This is a genomic window from Abyssisolibacter fermentans (assembly GCF_001559865.1).
Classification (GTDB): Bacteria; Bacillota; Clostridia; order Tissierellales; family MCWD3; genus Abyssisolibacter; species Abyssisolibacter fermentans.
Genome location: NZ_LOHE01000055.1, coordinates 87,839 through 102,270, shown reverse-complemented (window position 1 = coordinate 102,270; position 14,432 = coordinate 87,839). Strand labels below are relative to the sequence as shown.

Below are 14,432 nucleotides of genomic sequence, written 5' to 3'. Positions count from 1 at the left end.
AGATGTTTATATTTTTCTGATTATATAAAGATGAAAAAATATAGGCATCAATGTCGTGGTCAAAAAATGTCATATAGCTTCTAAAGGATTTGTCGATTCGCTTTTTTAAGGTTAGGCTTTGTGAGTATGGTGGCAATAGCTATAATATCCGCAAAGATTGACTGTATTATATGAATTTATAAAAAAAAGATAGCGAATTTCGCTCTATATCTAGAAAAAATTAGATTTTACATTATAAAAATATTATAATAATACTAATATTATATAAGAGATATAATATAGATATGTTTTAAGTCAGGGGTGAATACATAATTGGATACTAAGGATAAAAAAGATTTTAGTATATTACGTCCTTTCAATCAGAATTTTAGTTGGGGATGTATTAAATGGTTAAAAGAGCCTGAGGATTTTGACAATAAAAAAATGATAGTTGGACATGTAACCTTTTTGCCGCACAAAAAACAAGGCAGACATTTACATTCTGGTAGTGAACAAATACTTTATGTAATTTCGGGTGTAGGTGAACATTGGGTAGGTGATAAATATTATCCACTACTGCCAGGTTCAATTCATCATATACAGCATAATGTAGGTCATGAATTGAAAAATACAGGTGACAATCCACTTGAGATGATAATAGTCTATAATCCAAGAAGTGTAGAACTTGAAAACATGCCTGCTGAAAATGATTTGCTAGATAATTTTAATTATAGCAATATAGTAAAAATGATAGATTTTGATACAATACAAAAAATACAAGATGAGCTTTCAAAAGCTTTGGATTTAAGTATTGTAATTGAAGATAAAGAAGGAAAATTTCTTACTAAACCAAGTAATATTTCTGGGTTTTGTAAACAAATGTACGATAATAATGAAAACAGATGTCTTAAAGAACATATTATAGTATTTAATACTACTGAAGTTCAAGTAAAAACATGTTGCTATAACCTTGTCAAAATCAGTGCTCCAATTTATATTAATAATGAACATTTTGGTAATATTATGTGTGGTCCTGTGATATTAAATGGGCAGAGTGATGAAGTAGTAAAACAAATTAAAGCTTTGGAAGATAGTAATAAAGTTGAAATGCTTACCAAAGCATATAAGGATACTACGGTTATTACAAAGGCACGGTTATATGCAATTATTGAATCACTCAAAACTATAAATAAATTTATAGTGGAGGCAGGTTTAAACAATCTGATACATGAAGAATTTCAAGAGAAGACTATGGAGATACTGAAACAATCTCAGGCAAAGGTAGAATTAGAAAAAGCTCTAAAAAAATCTCAAATAAAAGTAATTGAGTCTCAAATAAGTCCGCATTTTCTTTTTAATACTTTAAGTGTCATAGGAGAATTAGCGTATATGAATGGTGCAGAGGAAGCAGCACAGACAACTTTTGCGTTATCAAATTTATTACGCACAAGCTTGTCAAAATCCAAAGAGTTAATTACTATAGTTGAAGAAATAAAATATTTAAAAGATTATATTTTTATTCAAAACAAGAGATTCAAAGAATCGATTAAAGTTTCAATAGATATAGATGAAAAAATAATAAATGAGTCAATACCTTTTATGACATTGCAAACTTTAATAGAAAATTCTATTAAGCATGGATTTAAACAATTAAAGAGAGAATGGGAAATATCTATAACTGGTAAATTTATTGATGACAAGATGTATTTTAAGGTAAATGACAATGGTATTGGAATGAATCAAAATGAATTATCAAATATTTTTGAAGATAAAAAGGAAAGTAAAAAAGAAAGTACAGGTTTAGGACTAAAAAATCTAAACACTAGATTTAAATACTATTATGGTGATGATTATAGGTTTAATATAAAGAGCGAATATAAAAAAGGTACAGAAATAGAGCTTATGCTACCTTTAATTGATAATGAGGTGTATTGTGTTTAAATTACTGATTGTTGATGACGAGGCTATGACCAAAGAATATATTAAATATGTACTTGATAAAGAAAATATAAAGGTATTTATTGAAGAGGCTGAAAATGGAAAAGAAGCTCTTGATAAGCTTAAAAAATTCAGTGCTGATTTAATACTGATGGATATACGTATGCCAATAATGGATGGATTAAGTGCAGCTCAAGAAATAAAAAAACTCTATCCTCATATGAAAGTTGTAATGTTGTCTGCATATGATGAGTTTAAATATGCTCAAAAAGCCTTAAGACTAGGAGTAGATGATTATTTATTAAAGCCTATACCTCCTAAAGATTTAATTGATTTTATAAATAACGATATACAGAATTATGAAAAACAACTAAAATGTAAAAATGAAAATAATCAAAATAAATTATACCCCAATGAAAAACTTATAATAAAGGCACAGGATTATATTAAGGATAATCATAATAAAAAGTTGTACTTAAAAGAAGTTGCAGATTATGTAGGCTTTAGTCCCTATTATTTTTCAAGACTGTTTAAAAAATTTACAGGAATAAATTTTTCTGACTATGTAAACAAGGTTAGAATTAAAAAAGCTATAGAATATATGAACAATCATGATTTAAGTTTGAGAGAGATATCAGAAATGGTTGGATATGATGATTTTAGCTATTTTAGCTCCGTTTTTCAAAAATATGAGAAAATTTTGCCAAGTGTTTTTAGAAAAAATATCCATTAGGTATGGTTTTTATTGGGTGATAACCCAAAAAGAACCGTACCTAGTGCGTTTCACTTAGATAAAGTTGTCATTGACACAAATGTGATAAGTATGTTATCATAAATAAAAGCTAAATATGAGTACCTTTAATTCAGCCCAGAGAGACTGAAAAGGATGTTTGTGAAGATATAGTTTTATACTATCTTTGTTTGTGCGTGCGAATAAACCTTCTGTCTCTGACAGAAGGTTTTTAATTTAAGCAGAGAACCCAAATCTATGATTTGGTGTGAATCGCTTACTCCTAGGAATGAAATGAGTAGGAGTTACAGTTTGAAAGATAAACATGATGAGTAACGAAAATGTTAATCTAAAAACAAATAATAGCTAAATTCAAGTTTGACAAAGATTTAGAAAGCAGAGAACCCAAATCTATGATTTGGTGTGAATCGCTTACTCATGCGAAGATACTGAGCAGGAGTTACAGTTTGAAAGATAAACATGATGAATAACGAAAATGTTAATCTAAAAACGAATAGTAGCTAAATTTAAGTTTGATAAAGATTTAGAAAGCAGAGAATACATGAACAAAGATTTAGAAAGTTAAAACGGTAAACATCTAAACAAACAAAAAAATTTGAACTGTTTTGCATAATTATATAAATAAAGGTATAAGTATTAGTCATACAAAAGAATAAATTGAATTGAGGTGTGATTTATGAAAGGGATACTTTATTTAGAAGATGGTACTATTTACAAAGGAAAAGGCTTTGGAAAAATAGGTACAACAGTAGGTGAATTGGTTTTCAATACATCTATGACAGGGTATCAAGAAATTTTAACAGATCCGTCTTATGCAGGACAGATTATTACTATGACATATCCGTTAATAGGTAACTATGGAATTAATAAAGAGGAAAATGAATCGTCTAAAATATTTGCCAAAGGATTTGTGGTAAAATCGATTTCAGATAATCCTTCCAATTATTTAAGTGAAAATACTATTGATAATATGTTGAAGGATATGGGAGTTGTAGGAGTTTATGATATTGATACAAGAAGCATAACTAAGAAAATCAGAAAGAGTGGTGCTTTAAAATGTGTTATATCAAATGAAGATTTATCAATTGATGAGTTAAAAAAATATATCAAGGAGAACGAACTCAAAGGAGATTGGATGAAAGAGGTTGGAACAAAAGAGATTATCCATATTCCAGGGAAAGGTGAGAGAGTAGCTGTACTTGATTTTGGTATAAAAAGAAATATAATTAGAAATTTAAAGCATTATGATTGTGACATTACTATATTTCCATATGGGAGCAGCTATGAAGAAATAATAGAGGCAAAACCAGCAGGTGTTTTTTTAAGCAATGGACCGGGAAATCCTAAAGAAGCAGTAGAGGGTATAGAGACGGTTAAAAAATTGGTTGGAAAGCTTCCTATCTTTGGTATATGTATGGGCCATCAAATATTAGCTTTAGCATTAGGTGGAGATACATATAAAATGAAGTTTGGTCACAGAGGTGGAAATCATGGAGTTTATGACAAAGAAACAGATAAAGCTTATATAACAGCACAAAATCATGGATATGCTGTAGATGGAAAGAGCGTTGAAGAGAAAGATATGATAATAACTCACGTTAATTTAAATGATGGAACTGTTGAAGGAATGAGGCATAGTAAGCTTCCTATTTTCTCAGTACAATTTCACCCAGAAGGAGCTCCGGGGCCAGGAGATTCAGCTTATTTATTTGACAAATTCATAAACCAAATAAAGGAGGAAATGTAGTATGCCGTTAGATAAAACTTTAAAGAAAGTAATGATTATTGGTTCAGGACCTATCACTATTGGACAAGCAGCAGAATTTGATTATTCAGGAACTCAAGCGTGTAAAGCTATCAAGGAAGAAGGTATCAAAACAATACTTGTAAACAGTAATCCAGCTACAATAATGACAGATACAAATATTGCTGATAAGGTTTATATTGAGCCATTGAATGTACAGAGTTTAGAAAAAATTATTGAAAAAGAAAGACCAAACGGCATTCTAGCAGGCTTTGGAGGTCAAACAGGTTTAAATTTGGCTATGAATTTAGAAGAAGAAGGTATATTACAAAAATATGATGTAAAGCTGTTAGGAACAGATAGAGATACTATTGAAAAAGCGGAAGACAGACAAGTTTTCAAGGATTTAATGTTAGAGATTGATGAACCAATTGCAAGGAGTATTATAGCAACTAACATTCAGCAGTGTAAAGATTTTGTGAAGGAATATGGATACCCTGTAATTATAAGACCTGCATATACTCTCGGAGGAACAGGAGGAGGAATTGCAAATAATAAAGAAGAACTTCTCGAAATCTGTGAAAGGGGAATACAAAACAGTCCTATATCACAAATATTACTTGAGCAGAGTGTAGCAGGGTGGAAAGAAATCGAGTACGAGGTTATTAGAGATAAAAAAGATAATTGTATCATCATATGTAATATGGAGAATATGGATCCTGTAGGTGTTCATACTGGTGACAGCATAGTAGTAGCTCCTTCTCAAACATTGAGAGATAAGGAATATCAGATGTTAAGACATGCTTCAATAAAAATAATCAGAAGTTTGAAAATTGAAGGCGGTTGTAATATACAATTTGCATTAAATCCAAAGAGTAATAAATATGTAGTTATAGAGGTTAATCCAAGAGTTAGCCGCTCAAGTGCACTAGCTTCCAAAGCAGTAGGTTACCCTATTGCAAAGATAGCTGCAAAGATAGCTATTGGATACAGCTTGGATGAATTGAAGAATTCTGTAACAAAGGATTCGAGTGCTTGTTTTGAACCTGCACTGGATTATATCGTAGTGAAATTTCCTAAGTGGCCTTTTGATAAATTTTCTAAGGCATCAAGAAAGCTTGGTACGCAGATGAAAGCAACAGGTGAAGTAATGGCGATAAGTAGAAGTTTTGAAAGTGCATTGTTAAAAGCGCTAACTTCACTAGAGGGGAAATTTAACGGACTTAGAATGTATTCACTTATGGAACTGAAAGAGGAAGAATTATACGAAAAAATTAATAAATGTGATGATGAGAGAATATTTGGACTTGCAGAAGCTCTTAGAAGAGGTATCTCGGTTGAAAAACTGCATGAAGTGACAACTATTGATCCTTGGTTTTTACATGGTGTAAACAATATTGTACAAATGGAACTACGACTTAATAATGAAGATTTAAATGTAGAGCTAATCAATGAAGCTGAAGCTATGGGTTTTACAGATACTGAAATATGCGATTTAACTGGATTAAAACGTGAAAAAATTCAAGAAATCAGAGAAGAAAATAGAATATACCCTGTATATAAGATGGTAGATACTTGTGGCGGAGAGTTTGATGCGAAAACACCGTACTATTATTCATGTTATGAAGAGGAAGATGAAAATATAATATCAGATGATAAAAAGATTGTCGTAGTAGGTTCAGGACCGATACGAATAGGACAGGGAATTGAGTTTGATTACTGCTGTGTTCATGGAGTATGGGCGATTAAGAATGCAGGTTATGAATCTATCATGATAAACAACAATCCTGAGACAGTCAGTACAGATTTTGATACCGCTGACAAATTATATTTTGAATCCTTATATATTGACAATGTGATGAATGTTATAAGAAAAGAGCAGCCAGAAGGAGTAATTGTACAGTTTGGAGGACAGACATCTGTAAATTTAGCTCCTAAGCTTTATAAAAATGGAGTTAATATTCTTGGAACATCTTTTGAATCAATAGATTTAGCAGAAGATAGAGATAAATTCAGAGCATTTTTAGAAGAATTACAGATTCCAAGTCCTACAGGTAAAGCGGTTATGAGTATTGAAGAAGCACTTGTGACTGTAAAAGAATTAGGATATCCAGTAGTTGTAAGACCTTCATATGTAATTGGAGGACGTGCAATGCAAGTAGTCTATAATGAAGAAAACTTGATAAAATACATGAAAGAAGCAGAAAGTATTTCTTCTAAAAATTCAATATTGATTGATAAATATGTAAAAGGTACAGAGATAGAAGTGGATGCAGTATCAGATGGTGAAGATATACTAATTCCAGGTATTATGGAGCATATTGAAAAGACGGGCGTACATTCAGGTGATAGTATCACTGTATATCCTAATATTACACTTAGCGAAGAGACTGTAAAAAAGCTTGTAGAATATACGAAGAAGATTGCCAAAGGCTTGAAGATTGTTGGCTTAGTTAATATACAGTACGTGTTTGATGGAAAAGATATTTACGTAATAGAAGTAAATCCAAGGGCTTCGAGAACTGTTCCTATACTGAGTAAAGTAACTGGAGTTCCTATGGTTAAGCTTGCGGTAGATGTTATGCTTGGCAAAAAATTAAAAGATCAGCCTTACGGAACGGGACTGCTTAAGAATAAAGATTTATATGCTGTAAAAGTACCTGTATTTTCAGGAGAAAAGCTTACAGATGTGGATATTTATCTAGGACCTGAAATGAAATCCACAGGAGAAGTTTTAGGGGTAGATAAAGATTTTAGGAAAGCTATATACAAAGGCTTTAGAGCATCAGGTATAAAAATACCTATAGAGGGCGGTATATATGTTTCACTTAAGGAAGTTGATAAAAAGGAGAGTTTATCTATAATTAAAGTTTACGCACAGATGGGATTTAAACTTTATGCTTCAGATGGAACGGCAGCATTCTTAAATGATAATAATATAAACTGCGAGAAGATTTCAATAGCTAAGGTTATGGAGTTTATATCAAAAGGAAATATAAATATGATTATCAACACACCGACAACAGGAAATAACCAAGAAAGTGATGGTTTTAAAATCAGAAGAAAAGGAATAGAGCACAGAATACCTACATTTACTTCAATAGATACAGCGAGAGTATTCTTGACAGCTATTGAGATTACTAATGATAATGAAGATGTTGGTTATTGTACAATTGATGGGTATTTGGAGTAAAATGAGTTAAAAAATATCATATGGTATATTGTTGTTTAATGGAGGGGTAACTCTCCATTTTATAATAGCAAAATATCTATAATCAATGACAAAATACTCGTAATGGTAGTAGCAAAATATTCTTAAAGATTGATATTATAATTCATTGTTGTTATTTGAATTTACAGGTAGACTTAATATATAGAATATACGATTATTTAGGTAGTTGCAAAACTGAAATTTAAAATTATGGATATCTTTTAGTGTTTTAGCTCATAAGTTTTTGGAGAGGGGAACCATCTCATAATCTTTGACGGTTCCGACAAGAGCCCGTTTCTTATGATTTAAGTAGAGCGATGAAGAAACGAACTCTTGAAGTCACGCTTTCAAAGAAACATGAGATGGTTCCCTAGTAACTATATTGGTAGTTTTTACGACTACATATGGGGGAAACGAGTTGCTTTAAAACATGTAAACATAGAATTTATTACTACTGTAGAGTTTTGTAATTAACTAATATACGATTATTTGTTAGGGGGAATATATATGAGAAGTAATGAGATTACTAAAGGTGTAGCTAGAGCTCCACATCGTTCTTTGTTGTATGCTATGGGGTATTTGCCAGAGGATTTGGAAAAACCATTGATTGCGGTTGTTAATGCACATAATGAGATTATACCTGGACATTTTCATTTAGATGAAATAGCTCAGGCGGTTAAGTTAGGAATAAGTGCTGGAGGAGGAACTCCTGTTGAGTTTCCTGTTATAGGTATTTGTGATGGTATTGCTATGAATCATAGTGGTATGAAATATCCGTTATCTACAAGAGAGCTTATTGCAGATTCTATTGAAGCTATGGCTATGGGACATAAATTTGATGGATTAGTTTTAGTTGGTAATTGTGACAAAATAGTACCTGGTATGCTTATGGGAGCGGCTAGACTTAACATTCCTTCTATATATATAAGCGGTGGACCTATGTTGACTGGAGATTATAGAGGTAAGACACTTGATCTTATTAGAGGATCATTTGAAGCTGTTGGAGCTCATGTAAATGGTGAAATATCAGCGGAAGAATTAAGTGAGATAGAAACTCATTCTTGTCCAACTTGTGGTAGTTGTGCGGGACTATTTACTGCTAATACTATGAATTCACTTGCTGAATCTTTGGGTATAGCATTACCTGGCAATGGAACTATACCTGCTCCTTTTGGAAGAAGAAAGCAATTAGCTAAAAGAGCAGGAATGAAGATAGTTGAATTAGTTAAAAATAACGTATTGCCAAGAGACATTATGACGATTGATGCATTTAAGAATGCAATTGCATTAGATATGGCTATAGGAGGTTCTTCTAATACTACATTGCACCTATTGGCAATTGCTAATGAAGCGGAAGTGGATTTGACATTAGATCATTTTGATGAAATAAGTAGAAATGTTCCTAACTTAACTAAAATAAGTCCAGCTGGTGTTCATAGTATGCATGATTTAGATAATGCAGGAGGTATATCAGCAGTTCTGAATGAGCTTGCTAAGGCAGGATTGATAAATACAGATGCAAAGACGGTTACAGGGAATACTATTGGTGAAAATATTAAAAATGCGAATATACTAGACCCTAATGTAATTAGAGAGATAGATAATCCTTATAAAAAAGAGGGCGGAATAGCAATATTAAGAGGAAACTTAGCTCCTGATGGTGCAGTTGTTAAGCAATCAGCAGTAGAACCAGAAATGATGCAGCACAAAGGGTCAGCTAGAATCTTTGAATCAGAAGAAACTGCTTATGCAGCTATTTTAAATAAGCAAATAAAAGCAGGTGATGTTGTAGTCATCAGATATGAAGGTCCTAAGGGAGGTCCGGGCATGAGAGAGATGCTAAGTCCAACAGCTGCAATAGCAGGAATGGGCTTAGAAAAATCAGTAGCACTTATAACTGACGGACGTTTTTCTGGTGGTACTAGAGGACCATGTATTGGACATGTTTCTCCTGAAGCAAGCGAAGGCGGAACAATAGGTATCCTTGAAGAAGGAGATATTATAGAAATAGATATTAAAAATAGAGTATTAAAAGTAGATTTATCAGAAGAAGAAATTCAAGCAAGAAAAGATAAATGGGTACAGCCTCCTTCGAAAGCTAAAAGAGGAACATATTTGTCAAGATACAGCAAATTAGTAACATCAGCAAGTACAGGTGCAGTCTTAGAAAGATAAAGTAGTAAAACTTATTCAGTGGTAGGACAATAGTCCATCCACTGTTTTTTTCATATAATAAGAAAGTTTGATTTTTAAATAAAAATAACTTCTGTGAAAGATTATATGGTTGTTATTATAATATCAACTAATGTTGCTTAAAATGTTACTATTTATTAATTATACAATGTATTACTATTATTGACAATAAAATGAAATTGTGTTACACTTATATTTGCGTGCACGTAAAAAATTATTTAGGAAGATATTTATGATGAAAATTAACAAAAAACAAATAACATCTTTAGTATTGGCAGTAGTTATATTAGTTATTGGTTGTGGTTCTGTATTTGCAACATCATATACATCTTACTTAACACTTTCTATTAACAGCTCTCATGATGGCGCATGGAGAGATTATGTAGGTTCAACTCATAAGATAGCCCTAGAGGTAACAAAAAGAGATCTACCTACAACATATGATAACCATGTTGATATAACTCTAGTACAAGATACTTGGCTAGGAAATAAAGACAGGGGTTCTAAAATTGCTAACCTTAAAGAATTACAGACATATAATTACAAATTTTATAGTCAAGATGATGGAACTTTTAGATACGAATTTTTTAATGGTTGGCCAGCAACTGACCAAGAGCATACTTCGGATTCTTTTACATGTAAAACAGTAACTATGTCTAGTTATTAAATGTATTTAAAAAATATTTAAATTACCAATATTATTGAATCGTCTAATTTTTTAGGCGATTCAATATATTATAATACCCCTAATTTAACTAAAAAATAAAAAGGAAGGTTATTAATGAATTACATTATATCTACAAACAAACTAACAAAAAAATATAAAAACATCACAGCTGTTCATGATGTTACAATCAATATTCAAAAAGGAAAATTTTATGCTATAATGGGTCATTCAGGTTCGGGTAAAACTACATTATTAAATATGCTTGGATTATTAGACAGTGCTTGCTCTGGCGAAATATTTATTGATGGTCAAGAAGTATCGACTATGAATAATAAACAAAAATCATTTATTAGGATGCAAGATTTTGGTTTTGTATTCCAAGAATTTTATTTAAATCCAAAGCTTAAGGCTTATGAAAATGTCATGGTACCAATGTATATCAATCCAAACTATAGAAACGAAAATCTAAAAGAAAAAGCTGTAGACTTATTAACTCTCTTAGGTTTAAAAGAACGCTACAATCATTTTCCGAATCAAATGTCAGGGGGAGAAAAACAAAGAGTTGCAATAGCAAGAGCTTTGGCTAATGACCCTAAGTGTATTTTAGCAGATGAACCAACGGGAAATCTAGATGTATCAAGTGAAAAAATTGTATTTGACTATTTAAAGATGCTTACTACCAAAGGTAAAAGTATTATTGCTGTATCGCATAATGATATAGTGCTAAAATATGCTGATAAAATGTATTACATGACAGAAGGCTCATTAAAGGAGGAATTTATATGAGGCTTACTCACTATATAAAAATTGCATTTACTAATCTTTCTAGAAGAAAAAAAACAGTAAAAATGAACATATTAATTATGTCAATAGCTTTGCTTACTCTAGTTGTTTCAAATACATTATTAAACTCTGTAGTCAATTTTATTGATGAATATTTATTAAATTCTTTAGATTTTCGTACAATACATGTTACTGTATCAAAAAAAAGTAGCGATAAAATAGAAAAAGATTTAGCTAAACTTGCAAAACAAGATCCAAACATCCTTGATTTCTATAATGAATTATATGGGATCACAGTTAAACTAGAAAATCCTTATGAATTTATTGATGGAAATCACAAAGAATTAGGTAAGAGTTTTGGATATTTATGTTTATATGGTGGTAATGTAGAACATGCTAATTTTATTTTAAAAGGCAATTATTTTAAAAAAATAGATACTCAAGTATGCATTGTTCCTAAGAAATTTTACCCTGATATGTCATTTGACATAAGCTTTCTTAAAGAAAAAATACAGTTTATTGACGGTGAGAGCCTGATTGGTAAGAATATTGATATTAACTATTGCGCTCATGACTGTAGAGGGGATAAACTAGAGGTTATAAAAACTTTTAATTATAGTTTTAAGGTAGTAGGAACATACGATATTTTAGATAATCTTTATGAGCCAAATGATATAATTATTTCACAAAAAGATTTACAAAAAATATATAATGATATAGAGAGTTATGACATAGGTATTGCTGAAGAGTTTGGTAAAACATATACTGTTATCTCTGATCGCTTTAGCAATATTGATAAGATTAAAAAAGAAATTAATCCTATAACAAATTTTGCTGGAGGAATCGCAAGGGAAAAAAGCAGGCTTGGGGGTATAGTACCTATAGCAAAATATGTTTTGTTAGCAGGACAAGCCTTGGGAATAGCACTGATATTTATTAGTATGGTAAATATCATGCTAACTATGTGCAAATCTATAAAAAAACGTACTTCTGAAATAGGATTATTGAAAGCTTTTGGTTATCGTAATTTTAACATTATATTCATTATTGGTTTGGAAGCACTGATTATTGGTATTTTGAGCTATGTTTTTGCAATTCTTATTTCGTTTTTGCTGATCAAAGGTTTAAATTTTGGTATTGAAATGGGTGGTTCTATGTATATTAAGCGCTTAAATATACAAATGAACTCTTGGTATATTTTAATGATGGCATTAATCAGTGTATCATTACCTTTATTAGGAAGTTTGCAAGGTTTTATGTATAGTGTAAGAATAAAGCCAAGAGAAGCAATAATTAAGGAGTGAACAGAACTCAAATGAATAATTTTCTAAAAATGACTATTATAAATATGTTTCGCTATAAATTCAAAAATATTATATATACTATCGTGATTTCACTTACTATTATGTTGCTTGGTATATCATTTTCATTCGCACATACGACAAATAAAGTTATAGATGATAATTTAAATTCTTTAAATTCAGAAGTAGTATATAGAATATTTAGACTTGATTATGAATATTCAGACACGCATTTAGATCTTAATAAATATATTGAAATAATAAAGCAATATCCATCAATTGAAAATGTCCATGTTTTATCATTAAATAAAAAAACTGTAACGATGGATATTTTAGTTGATGATTATAGAAATGTGAATAAAATAATACAGATATTTTCAGTTAAAGATAATTATACTGTTATTAGATATGAAAATAGTATAATAAATACAGATATGATAAAAACTATTAAAATCATTGGAGTGTTCTCGCTGTTGATAATTATTATATTGAATTTTATTTCTATAACCATTAACATAAAATCTTCAATTGATGATAGACAGACTGAGATTGCTTTATTTAAAGCCATGGGTTATAATCATAAGCATCTTTTCACACTAATTTACATAGAAAGTAGCGTTTTAACATTGATAAGTTACTTTGTAGCTATATTTCTAATAGTTAAATCACTTAATAAGTTTGTAAATCCTTTCATAGTTAGAACTTTTAGTAATACGCTTTTAAGTATACAATTATATATTGATCTAAATGCATTATTAGGTATATTGTTTATTTTGATTACTATTACATTGCTTGCATCATTGTGCTCAATAAAGCAAATAAAAAAAATATCTCCTAGTGAATTATTAAAAAGTTAATTATACTCATTAAAACAAGGCTGTCTAAAATATATTAAACAGCCCTTTTTATTAGATGTTTGAACCACTTGGTTTTCTCATTTACCTAGAAATCTCTAAAACAAACTTATTTCTTTCACCAGGATAAATACTTTCTGAATATTCGATTGGTGTTCCGTTTTCCAAGAAACCTATTGATGTAATTATAGATACTGCATCTCCTTCGTTTATTTCTAGTATATTTGCAGTTTCTATGTCCGAGTTTTTGGATTCTATTTCTCTGGTTACTCTTTTAACGCTTAAATTATTTTTATCAAGTACCTCATAGAACGAAAAAACTTCGAAGTCATAATTCATAATGCTTGGTAGTAAATTATATGGAGTATAAACAGTAGTTACAAGAACGGGTTTATTTAAATCACTGATGATCTCTTCTTCGACATGAATGGCAAAACGTAGTCTTTTTAGCTTTATCACTTTTTCACCCGCACGTATATTGAGTTTCGAAGCAATTTTCTCATCAGCTTCAATGACCTTCTTTTCTAACAATTTAGTTTTTGGTATAAGCCCGCTTTTTTTCATCTGTTCATTATAGCTTTCAATAAATCGTGTATATTCCTGTGTAATTTTTGGCTTAGTGACAAAAGTTCCTTTGCCTTTTATTCTATGTAGATAACCTTTGGTAACAAGGTTGTTCAGTGCCTTTTGAACAGTAGGTCTGCTTATGTTAAAAATCTTGCTTATTTCAATTTCGGTTGGTAGCATGGCACCTTCTTTAATCTTGTTTCTTTTTATGGTCTCAATAATAATATTTTGTAGTTGATAGTAAAGTGGTACTGAGCTGTTTTTATCTAATTTCTGATTCTCAAAAAACATTTATATTCTCCTTATTTTGCAATGTATAGCTAAACTTATTTAAAAATTTCTATTCAAAACTATATTTAAACTGTGGTATCTCCTAAGCAATTATATTTTTTAAGAAGCTTAGCTATGTATCTATCAATTAAATAATATAAATAAAAACTACAA

General features: G+C 30.5%; 10 protein-coding genes. 9 read left to right on the top strand and 1 reads right to left on the bottom strand.

All coding sequences use genetic code 11. The features are described 5' to 3' along the window. The first annotated feature begins 312 nt into the window (after positions 1-312). The 9 genes from AYC61_RS09535 (at position 313) to AYC61_RS09495 (ending at position 13,424) form a co-directional block, all read left to right on the top strand. Positions 313-1,920, top strand: coding sequence for a PocR ligand-binding domain-containing protein (locus AYC61_RS09535; protein WP_066500662.1), 1,608 nt, complete (start codon positions 313-315; stop codon positions 1,918-1,920). Then, positions 1,913-2,650 (top strand): response regulator transcription factor, encoded by a 738-nt coding sequence (locus AYC61_RS09530; RefSeq protein WP_066500658.1) that lies wholly within the window; start codon positions 1,913-1,915, stop codon positions 2,648-2,650. The genes AYC61_RS09535 and AYC61_RS09530 overlap by 8 nt, the downstream gene beginning before the upstream one ends. A 694-nt stretch (positions 2,651-3,344) precedes the next feature. Then, a complete protein-coding gene (gene carA / locus AYC61_RS09525; RefSeq protein ID WP_066500653.1) occupies positions 3,345-4,415 on the top strand; it encodes a glutamine-hydrolyzing carbamoyl-phosphate synthase small subunit in 1,071 nt (356 codons plus the stop codon). A gap of 1 nt (position 4,416) precedes the next feature. Then, entirely contained in the window at positions 4,417-7,605 is a 3,189-nt protein-coding gene (gene carB, locus AYC61_RS09520) for a carbamoyl-phosphate synthase (glutamine-hydrolyzing) large subunit (protein WP_066500647.1), read from the top strand. 525 nt (positions 7,606-8,130) lie between these two features. Then, complete coding sequence (gene ilvD / locus AYC61_RS09515; protein ID WP_066500641.1) at positions 8,131-9,798, top strand: dihydroxy-acid dehydratase; 1,668 nt, start codon at positions 8,131-8,133, stop codon at positions 9,796-9,798. 250 nt (positions 9,799-10,048) lie between these two features. Then, positions 10,049-10,483 carry a hypothetical protein gene (locus AYC61_RS09510; protein ID WP_066500639.1) on the top strand — a complete coding sequence of 145 codons (435 nt, stop codon included), beginning with the start codon at positions 10,049-10,051 and terminating at the stop codon, positions 10,481-10,483. A gap of 114 nt (positions 10,484-10,597) precedes the next feature. After that, complete coding sequence (locus AYC61_RS09505) at positions 10,598-11,269, top strand: ABC transporter ATP-binding protein (protein WP_066500637.1); 672 nt, start codon at positions 10,598-10,600, stop codon at positions 11,267-11,269. After that, complete coding sequence (locus AYC61_RS09500; RefSeq protein ID WP_066500632.1) at positions 11,266-12,570, top strand: ABC transporter permease; 1,305 nt, start codon at positions 11,266-11,268, stop codon at positions 12,568-12,570. The genes AYC61_RS09505 and AYC61_RS09500 overlap by 4 nt, the downstream gene beginning before the upstream one ends. Positions 12,571-12,581: 11 nt before the next feature. Next, positions 12,582-13,424 carry an FtsX-like permease family protein gene (locus tag AYC61_RS09495; RefSeq protein WP_066500628.1) on the top strand — a complete coding sequence of 281 codons (843 nt, stop codon included), beginning with the start codon at positions 12,582-12,584 and terminating at the stop codon, positions 13,422-13,424. An 81-nt stretch (positions 13,425-13,505) separates the two neighbouring features. Here the strand turns inward: AYC61_RS09495 and AYC61_RS09490 are convergent, their stop codons facing one another. Further along, positions 13,506-14,279: a GntR family transcriptional regulator gene (locus tag AYC61_RS09490; RefSeq protein WP_066500627.1), complete on the bottom strand. Its 774-nt coding sequence runs from the start codon at positions 14,277-14,279 to the stop codon at positions 13,506-13,508. Positions 14,280-14,432 lie beyond the last annotated feature (153 nt).